We start from the raw sequence: 16,674 nt of genomic DNA on the forward strand, positions 1-16,674 counted from the left end.
GCCGATGACTGGGTGAATGGTGGTGTGCGTCGGTACATCCTGACCGGAGCGCCCGGATGCGGAAAGACGACGATTCTTCGCGCCCTGGCGGAGCGCGGCTATTCCGTGGTCGAGGAAGCCGCCGCCGACGTGATCGCGCAGCAGTCGCCCGACGACCCGGGTTTCGTCGACGCCGTGATCCGGCTGCAGCACGAGCGGCAGCAGCAGATCCCGATCGACAGCGGCGGCGTGCAGGTCTACGACCGGTCGCCGATCTGCACGCTCGCGCTGGCCCGCCACTCCGGCTTACCGGTCACCCGGGCGCTGCGCACCGAGGTCAACCGGGTGGTGCAGAGCGGGATCTACCAGCCGCTGGCGTTTTTCGTCGCGCTGTTCGGGCCGACCGACGCGGAGGCCAAGCGGCTCGAGGAGATGTACCGGGCGACGTACGAGAGCTGCGGGTTCGAACTCGTCGACATTGCGCCGGGGGAGGCGGAGCACCGCGCCGACCTGGTCGACGACGTGCTGGCCGACGAGGACGTCCGCTTCTCCGAAGAGGCGTGGAGCTGACATCACCGGGTAAAGGCACACGGCGGGGGCGCTCCCGGTACGAGTGCGGATGGTGAGGAAAGTGGAGGATCAAATCGGGACCGACATCGACGGGTACTCCGTCGTCGCAGGTCACTGGCCGTTGGTGGGTCCACACAGCCCGGTACGGACGGCGTATGCCGCGCAGGCGCTGACCGCGCTCGTGACGTACCTGGAGCACGCGGTCGGCGCGCCGGACGGGCTCGCCGACCGGAACGACGCCGACCACGTCCTCGGCGCGGTCAGCGAGGCGCTGTCGGGGCTACCCGGCGTCGCCACGTCGATCGAGCGTCGGCGGGGGGCGATGTAGTCGGGGTCCGGGGCCGCCCGTGTTCCGAGCGGCCCCGGGCCTCGCTCAGGAGCGTTCGGTAGGGATTTTTTCGCCGGCTTCGATGGCGATCGGGAGGCGGTTCTCGGCCGGGGGCAGCGGGCACGTGGCCAGGTCCGTGTAGGCGCACGGCAGGTTCGACGCACGGTTGAAGTCGAGCGTCACCGTGCCGTCCTCGGCCGGTGCGTCCACCGACAGCGACCGGTTCGCCGCGTACGTCGTCACGCCGGAGGTGGCGTCGGTGAAGAGGACGGAGAGCGTGCCAGGCTGGTACCCGTTGAACGCGGTGAGCGTCAGCTCCCGGCCTTCGAGCGTGAACCGGATCTCGCCCGGCGCGTCGTACACGTGCTGCAACCCCTCGACCGCGGCGCCGACCGTCGTCGGCCGCGGCTCGTCGAACGCGGTGTACCGGCCGGTGGCGACCCAGCGCTGGTCGGGCGCGTACGCCGGCGTGCCGTCGAACGCCACGCGCAGCGGGTTCTCCGGGTGACGCGGTCGGATGATGTCGTTCCCGCCCCGCTTGGCGACCTCGATCACGGCGTCCCCGGCCTTCGGGTACAGGCTCGCGCGCTCGGCGATGACGCCGAAGCTGTGCCGCCCGGTGACGGTCTCGCCGTCCACCTCCAGCGACTCGCCCGGATCGAGCTCCACGACGACGCCGTCGGGGCCGGTGGACCACGCGCCGGGGGCGTCGGGGAACCGCTGCGGATTCTCGTCGAGCCAGTTGAGGCTGGTGATCGCCAGGAAGCCGTGCGGGTCGCCGAGAATGCGCTGGTGACCGGCATACCAGTCTTCCCATTCCTGGACGAAGGTGTCAGCGGCGACGGTCATGGCGCTCTCCCTACGACGACACGGAAGCTTCCCTAGTACGAATTGCGAAAGCACTTACTCTCATTCCCGTGCGGTCGGTGGGAGTTCTCCTCGTGTTGGTGTTCGTACTGGCTGGCTGCCGAGCGGCAGAGCCGAAAACCGCCGAGTCGACGAAAGCCGCACCGCCGGAGCTGGAGTTCCTCGGCGACACGACGATCCCGCGCTCCTCCGAGTTCGAGGGCACCACCGTCGGCGGCCTGTCCGGCATCAGCTTCGACCGGCGCTCCGGCCGCTACTACCTGATCAGCGACGACCGCTCCGAACGCGACCCGGCCCGCTTCTACACCGCCGACATCGACGTGTCGGAGCGCACGGTCACCGCGAAGCTGACCGGCACCGCACCACTGCGGCGCGACGACGGCTCGACGTTCCCGTCGCTCGCCTCGGGCGCCGTGCCCCCCGACCCCGAGGGCATCGCGGTCAACCCGGCGAACGGGAACCTCTACTGGGTCGACGAGGGCGAGCGCAGCGACAATCTGCTGAACCCCGCGGTCCGGATCGCGAAACCGTCCGGCGCGTACGTCCGGAAGCTGCCGATCCCTGACGAGCTCCGCATCGCGTCGGGCACGGGCCCGCGCCGCAACCAGGCGCTGGAGGGGATCTCGTTCACCCCCGACGGCAAGCGCTTCTACGTCGGCATGGAAGACCCGCTGCGCCAGGACGGCCCGAACCCGACCGCCACGGCCGGCGCGCTCACCCGCGTCACCGAGTACGACCCGGCGACCGGACGGCCGGTCGCCCAGTACGCGTATCCGCTCGAGCCGCTGTTCGCCGAGCCGCGCGAGGCCGACTCGGCGGATACGAACGGCCTCTCGGACCTCGTCGCGCTCGGCGGCGGCCGCTTCCTGATGATGGAGCGGGCCGCTGTCGTCGACCGCTACCAGATCAAGGTCCGCATCTACCTGGCCGAAGCCACGAAAGCCACCGACGTGCTCAGCCGCGGCTCCCTGCGGGGCGCGACCGCCATGACCAAGAAGCTACTGCTCGATCTGGACGACGCTCCTGGACTGCGCGTGGGCAACTTCGAGGGAGCGACGCTCGGCCCGGACCTGCCCGACGGCCGCCGCACCGTGCTCCTGGTGTCCGACGACAACTTCAACTGGCTGCTGACGACCCAGGTAGCCGCGTTCGCGTTCAGCTAGCGCACGAGTTGGCCGGTTCCCCGATCTTGACGACGGTGAGCAGTACCCGGGTCGACCGCACCGGCCGGGTGCCCGCCGCCACCGACTGCTTCACGACGATCCAATTCCGGTCGACGAACTGCCGCCGCCCCTCGCCGCTCCCGTCGACCGAGTCGAGTACGAAGAACCCCGCGGCCTGCAGGGCGTCCTGGGCCGCCTGCAGATCGCGGCAGACGACGTCCGGGATGACGCCCTCCGACGGCGCCTCGGTGGCCGCGTTGTCGGTGGGTTTGCTGACGCGCAGCGTGACCTTCGTCGAATCGGCCACCTGCGCACCCGCCTTCGGGTCCTGGCCGCGTACGACCCAGTTGGCGCGGGTGAGCACCGGGCGGTTCCGGCCCGTGGCGTCCTCGGTGCGGGGTGTCTCGAAGCCGAGCGACTTCAGCTTCTCGTCGGCGCTGGGAAGGCTGCTGCCGACCAGGTTCGGAACGGTCAGCCGACCGGATGCGGCAGTGTTCTCGGCCCGTGGCGATTCCGACGGGCTGGGATCGCCGCCACCGCCGTTCCGCGCGGTGGAAATCAGCAGACCCGCGCAGCAGGACACCGCGAGCACGATCAGCATGACGATCAGCAGCGTCCACAGCCCTCGGTTCGGAGACCGGAACCCGCGAGGCTCGCCGGACAAGCTCATCGAACGCCCCCCACGAATCGTGATTCTCCGCCTCCACTATGTATCGACAAGGCGAACCGCGGGGGGCCAACCTCATGACAGATGCCGATCGCACCGGCGGCCGGTCGTCGCACTCGACCGGCTCCGCGACGAGTCGATACCTGTGGCCGACCTCTAGTCGTCCGTGCCTCCGCGGGCCTCGTCCAGGAAGAGGCCCGCTTCCAGCGCGAGCGGGTGCGCCGCGCCGAGCACCCGGGCCGCGGTGGTGCGCACGTGCTCGTGTAACTCGATCGCCCGCTCGACCTGCCCGACCGACAGGTACGCGGTCGCCAGGTTGTGGGCGGTGATCAACGTGCCCTCGTGCTCCTCACCCTGCACGCGCCGCCGGTCGTCGAGCACACCCTCGTAGAGCGTGATCGCCTCGGCCACCCGCCCGGCGCTCTGGTGCGCGTGGGCGAGGTTGTGGGCGGTGACCAGCGTCTCCGTGTACTCCTCACCCCACAGCAGCCGCCGGGACGTGAGCACCCGCGTGTAGACGCCGATCGCGTCCTCCGGCCGCTCGGCCGCGAGGTACGCGTCCGCCAGGCCACACCAGACGTCGTGCGTGACCGGGTCGTCGTCGCCGAGCGTGTCCCGGTAGCCCCGGATCGCCCACTCGTACCAGAACACGCTGTCGTCGGGGCGCTCCGCGCGCAGACAGGTGTCGGCCAGCTCGTGCAGCGTGTCGAGCGTCTCCTCGTGGCGTTCGCCGAAGACCGTCCGCTGCCGGGCGACCAGCTCCTCGAACGTCGTCACGGCGCGGTGGGACTGACCGGCGCGTTCGTAGGCGCGCGCCAGCGAACGGGCCGCGTACAGCGTCTCCGGTTCGTCGGTGCCCACGCTCCGTCGGTAGCCGTCGACGACCCGCTCGAACGCGACGACGGCCTCCTCGGCGCGTCCGGACTCGCGTAACGCGTACGCCAGCCCTTCGGCGCTGAACAGCGTCGCGCGGTGGTCGGCGCCGAGCAGGTCCGTGCGGCCGCTGACCGCCTGCTCGAACAGCGGGATCGCCTCGTCGTAGCGCTGGGCTTCGAGGTACGCGTCCGCCAGCAGGTGGACGTCACCGAGCGTGTCGGGGTGCTCGTCGCCGTGCCGCTGCCGGGCGGTGGCGAGCACCTCGCGGTACAGCGCGACCGCCTCGTCGTGCCTGCCCACCTTGCGGTAGGTGTACGCCAGGTTGGCGGCGGTGAGCATCGTCGCCGGGTCGGTGTCCCCGAGGACGCGGCGGCGCGCGGCCAGCGTCGGCTCGTAGCGGAGGATCGCCTCCTCGGGCCGGTCGGCGTCCTCCAGCGCGTCCGCGAGCTGGTGTGCGATCTGCAGCGTCGCGGGCTCGTCGGCGTCGGTGCGTTCGCTCAGCGTCCGCTCCAGCAGCCGCACCGCGTCGGCGTGACGGCCCGTGCGCTGGTAGGCCCGGAGCAGGTCCACCCGGGTCAGCTCGGTGTCCTCGTGACCGACGCCGTACAGCTCCCGCTCGCCGTCCAGCACCTGCTCGAACAGGGCGATCGCTTCGTCGTCGCGTCCGGCGTCGGCAGAGAGAACAGCAACCTCGTAGCGGACCTGCAGGGAACGCTGGTGTTCCGGGCCGTAGGTCCGGTCGCAGGCGGCGAGCGTCCGTTCGTAGAGCGAAAGCGCCTCGGCCTTCCGGCCGCTGTCGACGTAGGAGCTGGCGACGCCGGCCGCGGCGTAGATCGTGCGCGGCGAGTCCTCGCCGAGCACCGTGCGGAACTCGGGCAGGAACTCCTCGAACATCGTGGCTGCCTCGTCGTCGCGGTCGGTGAGGTAGTAGAGGCAGCCGAGGTCGTGCACCGCGTTGAGCAGGCGTGCGTCGTCGCGGTTGCCGCGGGCACGCCAGCGGGCGACGACGTCCTCCAGGTGCGCGGTGGCTTCGTCGGTGCGCTCGACACCGACGTAGGCGTCGGCGAGGCCGTGGCGGGTGACAAGGGTTTCCGGGTGGTCCTCGCCGAAGACGCGGCGGCGCGCCTCGTAGGCCTGCTCGAAGCGTTCGACGGCTTCGGGAGCCTGGTCGGCGTCGGTGTGGGCGTCGGCGAGGGCCTTGAGCGTGAACAGCGTCTCGGGGTGGTCGGGGCCGAGGATGCGTGCCGAGGCGTCGTACACGTCGGTGTAGATCGGGATGGCGTCGGCCGGGCGGTCGTCCTCCACGTAGGCGTAGGCGAGGTTGTGCAGGGTGACGAGGGTGTCGCGGTGCTCGTCGCCGAGGGTCGCGCGCCGGTCGGCGAGCACCGTGGTGAGCCGGGCGATCGCGTCGTCGGTCTCACCGAGGTCGAGGGCGGCCAGGGCGGCGGTGTCCGCGGCCCGGAGTGTGTCGCGGTGGTGGGGGCCGAGCACGGTGGTGCGGTCCGCGACGACCGACTCGATGAGCTCCCGCGCCTCATCGAGTCGGTCGGTCTCGGACAGCGCCCCCGCGAGGGCTTCCCGGCTGGTGAGCGTGTCGGGGTGGGTGGGGCCGAGGTGGTTCTCGTCGGCGGTGGCTGCTGTTTCGGCCGCGGCGACGGCCTCGTCGAAACGTTCGCGTTCGATCAGGTAGCCGCTCGCCTGGAGCAGCAGCCAGACCGCGGCGCGGTGGTCGTCGTCGGATCTCTCGTCCTCCTCGAGCGTGCGAGTGGCCACGTCGAGGACGCGGGGTAACGCGTCGGCCCACCACGGCCAGCCGGCCGGGTCGTTGCTGATCTCTTCTTCGGCGGACGGTGCCGCGGTCCGGAGTCGGTGAAGCTCGTCCGCATCGTCAAGTCTCACCGGAGCACCGTGTCATCCCGGGGGTAATCGTTTGATCCCCACTTTGTGCCAGACCTTGCGTGTCTCTTATGGCTGCCTTGTGTTCGGATCGGCTGGGTGTCCGGATGCGGAAGGGTGGTGGGGTGTCTCGACGTGCGCTCGTGGTTCTTGCTGTGTGTCTGGGTGTGGTCGTGGCGGCGGTCGGGGGATGGTCGGCCCGGGGTTCCGGTGGTGCGGCCGCGCCGGTTGCCGCCGTGGTCGACGGCGCGTCGCCCTCGGCCGACGCGCAGAGGGCTGACGACGCGCGATCGGCCGGCGTGCCGTCGGATCGCTTGTCGTCGGGTGGGTCGCCTACCGCGGCTGACGCGCCTCCTTCGGGGGGTCCGCGGGACTCGGTGTCGCTGGGCCCGGCGGGCGTGGGATCGAGCCCTTCGCCGGCGCGGGCGGCGGCGCGGGTTTCGTCCAAGCGGGGAGCGGCGCTCAATGCGTTCGGGGCGGTGCGGTCGGCGCTGGCCGACTCCGGTGTGAGCTGGTACTACGACTGGGGCGCCGACTCGGTGTCGGCACCGCCCGGCGTGACGTTCACCCCGATGATCTGGGGCGCGGACTCCGTCAACGACAAGACGCTCGCCGCAGTGAAGCAGCGCGGCGACACCCTGCTCGGCTTCAACGAACCCGACTTCGCGAGCCAGTCCAACATCTCCCCGACGCGCGCACTCGAACTCTGGCCGTCGCTGCAAGCGACCGGCATGCGCCTCGGCAGCCCCGCACCGGCGTTCGGCGCCGCCACTGCCGGGAGCTGGTTCGACCAGTTCATGCAGGGCGCCGACGACAAGGGCTACCGCGTCGACTTCATCGCGCTGCACTGGTACGGCGGGGACTTCACCACCGCGAACGCGGTGAGCCAGCTCAAGAGCTACCTGCAGGCCGTGCACGACCGCTGGCACAAGCCGATCTGGCTCACCGAGTACGCGCTGATCGACTTCGCCGGGGGGACACCGCGCTACCCGTCACCGGAGCAGCAGGCGGCGTTCGTCACCGCGTCGACGGGCATGATGGACGCGCTGTCCTACGTGGAGCGCTACTCCTGGTTCATCTTCTCGCCGGGCAACGGCGGGACGTCCCTCTACGACGCATCCGGCTCACCCACGACGCTCGGTGACGCCTACCGGCGGTGACCGGGGTGCTTCACGCCCCGAGCCGAGACGCGATCCGATCGTGCAGCGCGGTGAGGGCGTCGATGCGTTCCCGGAGCGTCGCCAGGCGCTCGCGCCCCACCCGCATCGACGTCGCACACGGCGCCGTGTCCCCGAACACCGGCGGTAGTTCGTGGTCGAGGTGCGGCACGAACGTCCGCACGTCACTGATCGTGAAACCGAGTCCGAGCAGCTCACGTATGTTGCGGACCCGTACCACCGCACGGGGTGAAAACTCCCGGTACCCGTTCGGCGCCCGCTCGCTGGCGAGCAGCCCCTCGGCCTCGTAGAGCCGCAACGCGCGGTGTCGCCCCGGTCGCCGCGGCCAGCTCTCCGATCCGCATGGGCTCCCACCGGCCGGCGGGCCAGACGTACCTCTCGTGCGCGCATGCCGGGGAACGTAGGGCTTCACCCACGGATGAAGGTCAAGCATCAAGAAGTGACTTTTCTCCTCTGATGCATGCTGCCTACAATCCAGACTGGTTTACTGGGGAAAGCAACCAGAGGGGGTGCCGGGTGAAGTTCATCGCGATCACGCTCATCGTGCATGCGCCCGATCCGCTGACTCAGCACAAAGTGTCCACCTATGACCGGTTCCAGCAGGTGATCGCGAACGCGCAGCTCGCCGAGGAACTGGGATTCGACGCGTTCGGCGTCGGTGAGCGGCACGAGCGGCCGTTCATCTCGTCGGCGCCGCCGGTCGTGCTGAGCCACCTCGCGGCCCGCACGGCGAACATCCGCCTGTTCACCGCGGTCACGACGCTGAGCCTGCTCGACCCGGTCCGCGCCTACGAGGACTACGCGACGCTCGACAACCTCTCCGACGGCCGCCTGGAACTCATCATCGGCAAGGGTAACGGCGCCGCTCAGCGTGAGTTGTTCTCGGTGACTACCGACGATCAGTGGGACCGGAACATCGAGTCCTACGAGCTGTTCCGCCGGCTCTGGCGCGAAGACAAGATCACCTGGTCCGGCCGGTTCCGGCCCCCGCTGGAGAACGCCGAGGTCTGGCCCGAGCCGTTACAGCGACCGATCCGGGTGTGGCACGGCAGCGCGACCAGCCGCGAGTCCGTCGACGTCGCCGCCCGCTACGGTGAGCCGCTGTTCTCCGCGAACGTGACGAACCCGGTCGAGCCGTACGCCGAGCTGGTGCGCTACTACCGCGAACGGCTGGCCCACCACGGCCACGACCCGGCCACCGCGATCGTCGGCGCGGGCACCGCCGGCTACTACTCCACACCCCGCTCGCAGGACGCGTACCGCGTCTACCGGCCGATCTTCGAAGCGAACCTCGGATTCCAGAAATCTTTGGGTATGCAACCGGTGTTCACCACGTTTGAGGACTACGTGGAGCGCAGCTCCGCGTTGATCGGCAGCCCGGAGCAGGTGATCGACAAGGTCCACCGCTACCACGAGCAACTCGGGCACTCGGTGATGCACGTGCACGCGGACGCGAGCGGGCTCACCGACGCCCAGCACCGCGAATCCCTCGAGCTCTTCCAGTCGGCGATCGCCCCGGAGCTGCGGCGCGCCATCCCCGACCCCGCATGGCCGGAACGATCGGAGTACCAGGCATGAGCGTCACCCACATCGGAACCACCGACCCCGCGCGTCTCCGGCGGGTGTTCGCCGCGTTCCCGACCGGCGTGACCGCGCTCGCCGCGGAGCCCGAGGGCTTCCCGGTCGGGATGGCGGCTTCGTCGTTCACGTCGGTGTCGCTGGACCCGCCGCTGGTGTCGGTCTGCGTCGCGCAGACCTCCCGCACCTGGCCGGCGCTGCGTCTCGCGACCCGGATCGGGGTGAGTGTGCTGGCCGACGGGCACGCCGAGGCGAGCCGTCAGCTCTCCGCCAAGGAGGGCGACCGGTTCGGCGGGTCGCGCTGGCGCCGCTCCGACGACCGGGCGCTGTTCCTCGAAGGTGCCGCGGCGTGGCTCGACTGCTCGCTGGAGCAGGAGATCCCGGCCGGCGACCACTACATCGTGCTGCTGCGCGTCCACGACCTCGACATCGACGCCAACGCCGAGCCCCTCGTCTTCCACCGCTCGGCCTACCGCCGGTTGGCGTCATAGGGCCCGCGCGCCAAAACTTGTAGATTCGCGGCGGCTCGATCTACAAATTTTGGCGGGCCACCCGGGTGCCCCGGCCGTCGAGCAGAGGGCGGGAAGGATCCCACGTGATGCCCCGCCGCCGGGCAGCGATCCCCGACAACGCCTCCAGCACGATCCGATTCCCCAGGAACGCCGTCACGTCCGCGTGGTCGTACGGTGGTGAGACCTCGACGATGTCCAGCCCCGCGATCGGCAACTCCAGGCACAGGCGACGCACGGCGTCCAGGAGTTGCCGTGACGTCAATCCACCCGGCTCCGGCGTCCCCGTGCCGGGCGCCATCCCCGGGTCCACGACGTCCACGTCCACCGACAGGAACACCGCGTCGCAGTCGTCCAGCGCCAACGCGGACGCCTCCGCCAGGCACACGTCCAGCCCCCGCGCGACGATCTCGCTCATCTCGTACGAGCGCATGTACTGGTCGGCCATCCAGTCCAACGTGTCCGGCCCCGGCCAGTACCCGCGCAGCCCCATCTGGATGAACCGGTCACCCCGCACCGCCCCCGACTCGAGCAGCCGGCGCATCGGCTGACCGTGCCCGTGCAGGTGTCCGAACTCGACGTCCCCCGTGTCGGCGTGCGCGTCGAAGTGAAGAACCGACACCCGGCCGAACCCGTGGTGGTGCGCCACACCGGTGATGTCGGGTAACGCGATCGTGTGGTCTCCGCCGAGAACGACAGGCACCGCTCCGGACGACGCGACAGTGGTCACCGCCGCCTCGACCGCCTTGAGGCTTCCCTCGATGTCCCCGGCGTAGGTTTCCACGTCCCCGGCGTCGAGAACGCGCAGTTCCCGGAGGGGATCGACGCGGAGAGCCAACGACGGACGGGAACCGTCGTGGGGGTTGTAGTCCGTGGTGCGGATGGCCTGCGGGCCGAAGCGGGCACCGGGCCGGTGGCTGACACCGCCGTCGAACGGCGCGCCGACGATCACGACGTCGGCGTCCACGAAGGACTCCGGGTCGTCGAGAGCACAGCGGTCGACGCCGAGGAACGTGACGTCGGGGCCGAACATCGATCCGTAGCGGGGCACCGATTCTCCTTGCTGACTTTAAAATCAGTTTCGGGCAGCGTACGACCGATCGGGGTTCGTGGGAAGCTCTGGGACGTGAGCAGGGCAGAGGCACGGGAGCGGATCCTGCGGGCGGCGCTGGAGCTGATCGCCCGCGACGGGTTCGACGGTGTGCGGATCGCGGACATCGCCGAACGCGCCGGAGTGTCCACCGGGCTCGTCCACTACCACTACGACTCGCGCGCGCGGCTGCTCACCGATGCGCTCGCCCAGTCGCTGAGCGTCGCCGAGAGGCGGTTGGAACGCCGGGGCGGCCGTGACCGTGCCGACGAGCGGCTCGCCGACCTGATCGACTTCGGCCTCCCGCTGACCGCCGACGATGCCCTCGAGTGGCGCCTCTGGGCCGAGCTGGAACACCGTGCGCCCGGCGCGCCGGAGCTGGCCAGCGCCCTGGCCGCGTTGAACGACCGGCTACTGCAGCCGCTGGCCGCCGCCGTCGCCGTCGGGCGGGAGGAGGGTCTGTTCACCCACGGTGATCCGGACGACGTCGCGACGGTGGCGTTGGCGCTGCTCGGGGGGCTCGCGACCCGGCTGTCCGCCGGGGACCCGAAGCTGACCACCGCCCGGGCCCGCGCCCTGGCCGGGCGGCAGTTGGCGCTGGCCGTGGGCTACGACGGCGAACTCCCGTTCCAGCCCCTGCCCCCGGCCCCGCCGCCGGTGGCGCCGGCGCCACGCCGCCGCCGGGCCCCGAAAGCCACCGCTAAACCCTAGGCGCTGCACGTTTCGTGCCCCTCTACGGTCACAGAGTGTGCAGCGCTCAACGCTGCTCCCGGCGCGAGCAGCGCGAAAGGGACTGGTTACGCTGCTGCGCGTGTCGCTGATCGCGCAGATTCTCGTCGGCCTGGTAGCCGTCATCCACGTCTACATCCTGGTGCTGGAGATGTTCCTCTGGCGCACCCCGCGCACGCGCGCGACGTTCGGCACCACCGAGGAGTTCGCCGAGGCCAGCGCGCCGCTCGCCGCGAACCAGGGGCTCTACAACGGGTTCCTCGCGGCCGGCCTCGCCTGGGGCCTGATCACCGACGACTTCGCGTTCCAGGTGTTCTTCCTGATCTGCGTGATCGTCGCCGGGATCTACGGCACCGTCACCGCGAACCGCCGCATCCTGTTCGTCCAGGCCCTGCCCGCGGCGGTCGCGCTGGCGTTCGTCCTACTCGCGGGCTAGGTGCCCGAAGCGGTCGCGCAGTTCGCGCTTCAGGATCTTGCCGCTCGGGTTCTTCGGCAGCGCGTCGGTGACCACCACGTACTTCGGTGCCTTGAACCCCGCCAACACGGTCTTGCCGAACGCGATCACCTCGTCCGTGTCCAGACCAGGCTCCTTCGGCACCACCACCGCGGTCACCGCCTCCACCCAGTACGGGTGGTCGATGCCGAACACGGCCACCTCGGCGACACCGGCGTGCTGGTACAACGCCTCTTCCACCTCGCGGCTGGCGACGTTCTCCCCGCCCGTCTTGATCATGTCCTTCTTGCGATCGACGACCCGCAGATACCCGTCCTCGTCGAGCACCCCGAGGTCACCGGAGTGGAACCAGCCGTTGCGGAACGCCTCGGTGGTCTTCTCGTCGTCCCGGTAGTAACCGAGAGTGGCATGCGGACTCCGGTGCACGATTTCCCCGACCGTTCCCGGCGGCACCGGTTCGTCGTTGTCGTCCACCACGATCGTCTCGACGTTGATCGAGGGCCGTCCCGCGCTGCCGGCGTGCGGCAGCTGCTCGTCGGGCCGCAGGATCGTCGCGAGCGGGGCCATCTCGGTCTGACCGTAGAAGTTCCAGAACCGCACGTCAGGCAGGCGCCGGGACAGCTCCTGCAGGATCTCCACCGGCATCGGCGAGGCCCCGTAGTAGCCCTTGCGCAGGCTCGACAGGTCGGTGGTGTCGAACTCCGGCGAGCGCAGCAGCGCGATCCAGACCGTCGGCGGCGCGAAGAATTTGGTGGCCTTGTGCTCTTCGATCGCGCGCAGGATCGCGGCGGGCTGTGGCGCGGGCAGGATGATGCTGGTCGCGCCGGTGTAGACGTCGACGTTGAGGAAGCAGTCGAGCTGCGCGCAGTGGTAGAGCGGTAGCGAGTGGACCTCGATGTCGTCGAACGTCATCTCGCCGTCGATCGCGCAGCTGGCGTACTGCCAGAGCAGCGCGCGGCTGGTGAGGATCGCACCCTTCGGGCGGGATTCGGTGCCGCTGGTGTACATCAGCCGGATCGGGTCGTCGTCCGCGATGTGAACGTCGGCGGGCGGCGGGCCGTCGAAGGACGTCAACTCGGTGAAGTTCCGCCAGCCCGCCTGCTCAGTGCCGATCACGAACCGCAGGTTCACCGCACCGGCGGACGCGGCGATCGCTTTCTCCGCGGTCGCGGTCAGCGCGTCCTCGACGACGAACGCGACAGCCCCGCTGTGGTCGAGGACGTACGCGATCTCCTCGGGGTTGAGCATGAAGTTCACCGGCACCAGCACGATTCCGCGGCGCGCGGTGGCGAACGACAGCACCGCGAACTGCCAGGAGTTGTGCGAGAGGAGCGCGAGCCGGTCGCCCTTGGCCAAGCCGGCGGCGTCCAGGGCCGCGGCGGTGCGGTCGACGACGGCGTCGAGCTCGGCGTACGTGAAGCGCGTGTCGCCGTTGATGATCGCGGTCTTGGTGCCGAAGCGGCGGGCCGAGCGGCGGGGGAGGTCACCGAGCGAGTGCTGCCGGGCTTTCGAAACGTCGGTACTCATGCGGGCCCCTTCGCCGGTGGTGGTACCCGCCGATCCTCACACGGTGCGTCCCAGGAGTTCCAGGGTCCGATCGTCGGAGCGGCCGTCGAAGTACTTGGCGAGGATCCGCTCGTAGACGGGGTCGTCCGGGTCGGCGGCGGCGAACAGGGTGACCGAGGAGCGCAGTTTCATCGCGTCGATCGAGCCGAGGATCCGGGTGATGCTGCGATCGTCGACGGCGAGGAGCGCGTCGATGGCGTCGTGCAGGCGTTTGCTGAGCGTGGGGTGGGCGAGGTAGGCGCGCGCCTCGTCGAGCGAGCCGATCGCGTACTGCTGGGCCATCGAACTGCTGCCCAGACCGCTGATCTGCGGGAAGACGTACCACATCCAGTGGCTGACCTTCTGGCCCGCGCGGAGTTCGTCGAGCACCGAGTCGTAGCCGTAGCCGCTGTCCTGGGCGCTGACGAATCGGCCGAGGCGGTAGGGATCGTCCATGGGGCCACACTATGCGGGTGGAGATCCGTGCGGTGAGATCGGATGATCTGCCCGGTATTCGGGCCGTTTCTGTCGGGCAGCCATCGGAGGACACCGGGGCGGATCCCGCGTACGTGGCGCTCGTTCGTGCTGAGGGCAGCGCGGTGGTGGCGGTGGAGGGTGGTGTGGTGCTCGGGTGGGGTGCTGTGGTGCCGACGCCGCTCGGTGTTCTGCTCACCGACCTGTTCGTCGATCCGGCCGTGCACGGGCGTGGGGTGGGGACCGCGCTTCTTCGCGGGCTCCCGCCGCTGGGGTTCACGTTCAGTTCCAAGCATCCCGCGGCGATGCCGCTGTACATCCGCGCCGGTCTCGTTCCGTCCTGGCCCCTGCTCTACGTCAGCGGTCCGGTGTCCCGCCTGCCCCGCGGCGCCCTCCAAACCCACTTCGTCGACGCTGAGAGCGCGGCCACCGCGGAAGCGGCCCTGCTCCCCGCCCTCGTCCCCGCCCCGCGACCCGTGCGAGCCGTGCCGTTCGCGTCGGCCGCGGGGTCCGCGCCGGCGGGGGCGGTGGCGGGGTCCGCGCCGACCGCGCCGGCCGCACCGGCCGCACCGGCCGCACCGGCCGCACCGGGCGCAGTGGCCGCAGTGGCCGCAGTGGCCGCAGTGGCCGCAGTGGCCGCAGTGGGCGCGGTGGCCGCGGTGGGCGCGGTGGGCGCGGTGGGCGGTGGTGCTTCGGGGCGGGGGGAGGTTTATCGGTATTGGGCTCGGGGGGTTGGAGTGGCGTTCGTGGTTCGGGATGGGGAGCGGGTGGTTGCGGTGGGGGCTGGGAGGCCCGGTGTACCCGGTGTGCTCCAGCACCTCACGTGTTCCGATCCGCGGTCGGCGGCGGGTGCACTGTATGCGGCAGTGGCGGCGCTGGGGTGCGACCATGTCGCGCTGTGCCTGCCCGGTCCGCACCCGGCGCTGCGACTCCTCCTCGCCTCGGGTTTTCGCATTGACGACTTCGACATCACCATGCAAAGCCCCGCGCTCGACCCTCCCACCACTTGGATCTACGCCCCAGGCCTGGCCTGACGCCCACGCGTGCCGATGGTTGTCCGGTTATCCGTGCCATGGCACGGATAACCGGACAACCATCGCCTGCGGCGGGTGCCGCGGGAGGCGGCGGTGGCGCGGCTGGCCGCGGGAGGCGGCGGCGGTGGCGCGTGGCCGCAGGAAGCCGCGGGAGGCGTGGGTTGCCGCGTGAGGCGGCGATGCCGCTGTGATTGCGGCTCAGGCGCGGGTGGCGTCCGGGGTGCTCTCTGCCGGACCGGCGGGTGCGTCTGCGGCCGGCGCTGCGGCGTCCTCGGCTGCGGCCCGCTGCGCAGGTGCCACCGGTGCGCTGGCCGCGACCGCCCCCGGTGCGTCTTCGGCCGCGTCGAGCCGCGCGGCCTTCTCGGAGGTCGACACCTCGGCGCCCTCCTGCACACCCTCGACCGTCGTCGACCGCGCGTCCGTCGCGGCAGGTCCCGCGGGCGCCGCGGGCTCAGCGGGCTCAGCGGGCGCCGCGGGCGCCGCGGGCGCCGCGGGCGCCGCGGGCGCCGCGGGCTCAGCGCCGGCCGTCCCGGTACCGGCTGCTCCGGTACCGGCCGTCCCGGTACCGGCCGTCCCGGCGGGGGCCGGGGCGGGGGTGGTGGGGCGGGTGGAGAGGCGGTCTATCTCGGCTTTGGCTTCGGCGAGGCCGGCGCCCGTGAGTTTGCGGTACTCCTTGACCGCGTGGACCTTCTTGCCGGCGGCGATCAGCCGCTCCACCTCGGGGTAGGACAACTCGGCCACGTCGATACCGAGGTGACCCAGAACCGCGTCGAGTTTCCGCTCGACGGACGCGAGTTGCCGCGCGGTGCGGTGGTCCCGCCGGTCGCGTCCGGCGAGCGCCGCGGCGATCAGGCCGAGTCCGATGACAGCGATCGCTAACGCGACGAGCAGCACGTTGTCCATGCCCCTATTGAACCCTCAACGGTCGAGGCCCAATCATCCCGGGAGCTGCAGCTCAGTCCACTTCTCGCCGTCCGTGGTGGCGTAGTAGCGCCCGTCCTGTACCCCGGTCCCCACCAGGCGACTTCCGGTCGAATCGAGGGACCACAAACTGGGTGTTCCGGCCACCTTTCGTGGTGCGCTCGGTGTCGGATCAATGACCTGCACGCCCCCGGACGAATCCACCACCACGAGCCGGTTGCCCACCGTCGCGGCGTCCCGGCTGCCGCGGAGCGTCGATCCGCGCAGCGACCGCAGTTTCCAGGTGCGACCACCGTCGGTGGTCAGGGACACTCCGCTCGGCCGCAGCAGGCTCTCGTCGTCGACACCGAACACCAGCAGGTACGCGGTGTTCCGATCGGTCGCCGCGACCTGGATGAACGTCCGCGGCGGCGGAGGCAGCGCGGGGCGGGCACCGCGCCACGTCCCGGTCCACACCGCGATCTGATTGTTGCCGCCCGACGCCCAGACGCTGCCGTCCGTGGCGCTCGACATCGAGATCGGCTGCCATTCCGGCTGCGTCGGAAACGCGGTCGGCTGCCCCGTCTCCGGCGCGTACCAACCCACCAACCGCACCCCGGGCTGCCCCTGCTCACCCCCCACCGCCGGCTCTCCCGACGCCGACCGCCCACACCCGATGGCCGCCCGCCGGATGGGGGGCCGGATGGCTGGGCGCCGGATGGTTGCGCGCCGGATGGCTGGGCGCCGGATGGCTGGGCGCCGGATGGCTGGGCGCCGGATGGCTGGGCGCCGGATGGCTGGGCGCCGGATGGCTGGGCGCCGGATGGCTGGGCGCCT

The 16,674-nt window shown here is 70.8% G+C and carries 18 protein-coding genes; 9 read left to right on the forward strand and 9 right to left on the reverse strand.

Annotated elements, in window-relative coordinates:
- The first annotated feature begins 24 nt into the window (after window positions 1-24).
- Window positions 25-549, forward strand: a complete 525-nt coding sequence (locus ACGFY5_RS21300; protein WP_392722121.1) for an AAA family ATPase — start codon at window positions 25-27, stop codon at window positions 547-549.
- Between the two features lie 61 nt (window positions 550-610).
- Window positions 611-877, forward strand: a complete 267-nt coding sequence (locus tag ACGFY5_RS21305; RefSeq protein WP_392722122.1) for a hypothetical protein — start codon at window positions 611-613, stop codon at window positions 875-877.
- A 45-nt stretch (window positions 878-922) separates the two neighbouring features.
- On the opposite strand, the gene ACGFY5_RS21310 is transcribed toward ACGFY5_RS21305, so the two are convergent.
- Window positions 923-1,726: a DUF1684 domain-containing protein gene (locus tag ACGFY5_RS21310; protein WP_392722123.1), complete on the reverse strand. Its 804-nt coding sequence runs from the start codon at window positions 1,724-1,726 to the stop codon at window positions 923-925.
- Between the two features lie 68 nt (window positions 1,727-1,794).
- On the opposite strand from ACGFY5_RS21310, the gene ACGFY5_RS21315 reads away from it, so the two are divergent.
- Window positions 1,795-2,907: an esterase-like activity of phytase family protein gene (locus tag ACGFY5_RS21315; protein WP_392722125.1), complete on the forward strand. Its 1,113-nt coding sequence runs from the start codon at window positions 1,795-1,797 to the stop codon at window positions 2,905-2,907.
- Here the strand turns inward: ACGFY5_RS21315 and ACGFY5_RS21320 are convergent.
- Window positions 2,900-3,577 carry a PASTA domain-containing protein gene (locus tag ACGFY5_RS21320; RefSeq protein ID WP_392722127.1) on the reverse strand — a complete coding sequence of 226 codons (678 nt, stop codon included), beginning with the start codon at window positions 3,575-3,577 and terminating at the stop codon, window positions 2,900-2,902. The genes ACGFY5_RS21315 and ACGFY5_RS21320 overlap by 8 nt on opposite strands.
- 153 nt (window positions 3,578-3,730) lie before the next feature.
- A complete protein-coding gene (locus ACGFY5_RS21325; protein WP_392722129.1) occupies window positions 3,731-6,349 on the reverse strand; it encodes a tetratricopeptide repeat protein in 2,619 nt (872 codons plus the stop codon).
- A gap of 122 nt (window positions 6,350-6,471) precedes the next feature.
- Here ACGFY5_RS21325 and ACGFY5_RS21330 point away from each other — a divergent pair, with 122 nt between their 5' ends.
- Window positions 6,472-7,506 carry a glycoside hydrolase family protein gene (locus ACGFY5_RS21330; protein ID WP_392722131.1) on the forward strand — a complete coding sequence of 345 codons (1,035 nt, stop codon included), beginning with the start codon at window positions 6,472-6,474 and terminating at the stop codon, window positions 7,504-7,506.
- Window positions 7,507-7,516: 10 nt separating this feature from the next.
- Here ACGFY5_RS21330 and ACGFY5_RS21335 read toward each other — a convergent pair whose 3' ends face one another.
- Window positions 7,517-7,822 carry a MerR family transcriptional regulator gene (locus ACGFY5_RS21335; RefSeq protein WP_392722132.1) on the reverse strand — a complete coding sequence of 102 codons (306 nt, stop codon included), beginning with the start codon at window positions 7,820-7,822 and terminating at the stop codon, window positions 7,517-7,519.
- A gap of 218 nt (window positions 7,823-8,040) precedes the next feature.
- On the opposite strand from ACGFY5_RS21335, the gene ACGFY5_RS21340 reads away from it, so the two are divergent.
- Together ACGFY5_RS21340 and ACGFY5_RS21345 are read left to right on the forward strand one after the other, a co-directional pair.
- Window positions 8,041-9,102, forward strand: a complete 1,062-nt coding sequence (locus ACGFY5_RS21340; protein WP_392722133.1) for an LLM class flavin-dependent oxidoreductase — start codon at window positions 8,041-8,043, stop codon at window positions 9,100-9,102.
- Window positions 9,072-9,593 carry a flavin reductase family protein gene (locus ACGFY5_RS21345; protein ID WP_392722135.1) on the forward strand — a complete coding sequence of 174 codons (522 nt, stop codon included), beginning with the start codon at window positions 9,072-9,074 and terminating at the stop codon, window positions 9,591-9,593. The genes ACGFY5_RS21340 and ACGFY5_RS21345 overlap by 31 nt, the downstream gene beginning before the upstream one ends.
- 40 nt (window positions 9,594-9,633) lie before the next feature.
- On the opposite strand, the gene speB is transcribed toward ACGFY5_RS21345, so the two are convergent.
- On the reverse strand, window positions 9,634-10,662 hold the full coding sequence (speB, locus tag ACGFY5_RS21350) for an agmatinase (RefSeq protein ID WP_392722137.1): 1,029 nt from the start codon (window positions 10,660-10,662) through the stop codon (window positions 9,634-9,636).
- Window positions 10,663-10,737: 75 nt separating this feature from the next.
- Here speB and ACGFY5_RS21355 point away from each other — a divergent pair, with 75 nt between their 5' ends.
- Entirely contained in the window at window positions 10,738-11,412 is a 675-nt protein-coding gene (locus ACGFY5_RS21355; RefSeq protein WP_392722138.1) for a TetR/AcrR family transcriptional regulator, read from the forward strand.
- Window positions 11,413-11,512: 100 nt separating this feature from the next.
- The gene (locus tag ACGFY5_RS21360; RefSeq protein ID WP_392722139.1) at window positions 11,513-11,866 is read left to right on the forward strand and encodes a DUF1304 domain-containing protein; all 354 of its coding nucleotides are present in this window, start codon (window positions 11,513-11,515) and stop codon (window positions 11,864-11,866) included.
- On the opposite strand, the gene ACGFY5_RS21365 is transcribed toward ACGFY5_RS21360, so the two are convergent.
- Together ACGFY5_RS21365 and ACGFY5_RS21370 are read right to left on the reverse strand one after the other, a co-directional pair.
- The gene (locus ACGFY5_RS21365) at window positions 11,852-13,411 is read right to left on the reverse strand and encodes an acyl-CoA synthetase (protein ID WP_392722141.1); all 1,560 of its coding nucleotides are present in this window, start codon (window positions 13,409-13,411) and stop codon (window positions 11,852-11,854) included. The genes ACGFY5_RS21360 and ACGFY5_RS21365 overlap by 15 nt on opposite strands.
- Window positions 13,412-13,447: 36 nt before the next feature.
- Window positions 13,448-13,885, reverse strand: coding sequence for a DUF1810 domain-containing protein (locus tag ACGFY5_RS21370; RefSeq protein ID WP_392722143.1), 438 nt, complete (start codon window positions 13,883-13,885; stop codon window positions 13,448-13,450).
- A 113-nt stretch (window positions 13,886-13,998) separates the two neighbouring features.
- Between ACGFY5_RS21370 and ACGFY5_RS21375 the strand changes: the two genes are divergently transcribed.
- Window positions 13,999-14,937 (forward strand): GNAT family N-acetyltransferase, encoded by a 939-nt coding sequence (locus tag ACGFY5_RS21375; protein ID WP_392722144.1) that lies wholly within the window; start codon window positions 13,999-14,001, stop codon window positions 14,935-14,937.
- A gap of 198 nt (window positions 14,938-15,135) precedes the next feature.
- Here ACGFY5_RS21375 and ACGFY5_RS21380 read toward each other — a convergent pair whose 3' ends face one another.
- Both ACGFY5_RS21380 and ACGFY5_RS21385 read right to left on the reverse strand, forming a co-directional pair.
- Complete coding sequence (locus ACGFY5_RS21380) at window positions 15,136-15,840, reverse strand: hypothetical protein (protein WP_392722145.1); 705 nt, start codon at window positions 15,838-15,840, stop codon at window positions 15,136-15,138.
- Window positions 15,841-15,873: 33 nt separating this feature from the next.
- The gene (locus tag ACGFY5_RS21385; protein ID WP_392722146.1) at window positions 15,874-16,479 is read right to left on the reverse strand and encodes a hypothetical protein; all 606 of its coding nucleotides are present in this window, start codon (window positions 16,477-16,479) and stop codon (window positions 15,874-15,876) included.
- Window positions 16,480-16,674: the final 195 nt, after the last annotated feature.

Source organism: Cryptosporangium sp. NPDC048952 (assembly GCF_043197895.1).
Taxonomy (GTDB): Bacteria; Actinomycetota; Actinomycetes; order Mycobacteriales; family Cryptosporangiaceae; genus Cryptosporangium.

Bases quoted from the DNA above. Each gene is read 5' to 3' on its own strand.
- ACGFY5_RS21310 (WP_392722123.1), bottom strand. From the start codon at position 1,726: ATGACCGTCGCCGCTGACACCTTCGTCCAGGAATGGGAAGACTGGTAT.
- ACGFY5_RS21320 (WP_392722127.1), bottom strand. From the start codon at position 3,577: ATGAGCTTGTCCGGCGAGCCTCGCGGGTTCCGGTCTCCGAACCGAGGG.
- ACGFY5_RS21345 (WP_392722135.1), top strand. From the start codon at position 9,072: ATGGCCGGAACGATCGGAGTACCAGGCATGAGCGTCACCCACATCGGA.
- ACGFY5_RS21365 (WP_392722141.1), bottom strand. From the start codon at position 13,411: ATGAGTACCGACGTTTCGAAAGCCCGGCAGCACTCGCTCGGTGACCTC.
- ACGFY5_RS21370 (WP_392722143.1), bottom strand. From the start codon at position 13,885: ATGGACGATCCCTACCGCCTCGGCCGATTCGTCAGCGCCCAGGACAGC.
- ACGFY5_RS21380 (WP_392722145.1), bottom strand. From the start codon at position 15,840: ATGGACAACGTGCTGCTCGTCGCGTTAGCGATCGCTGTCATCGGACTC.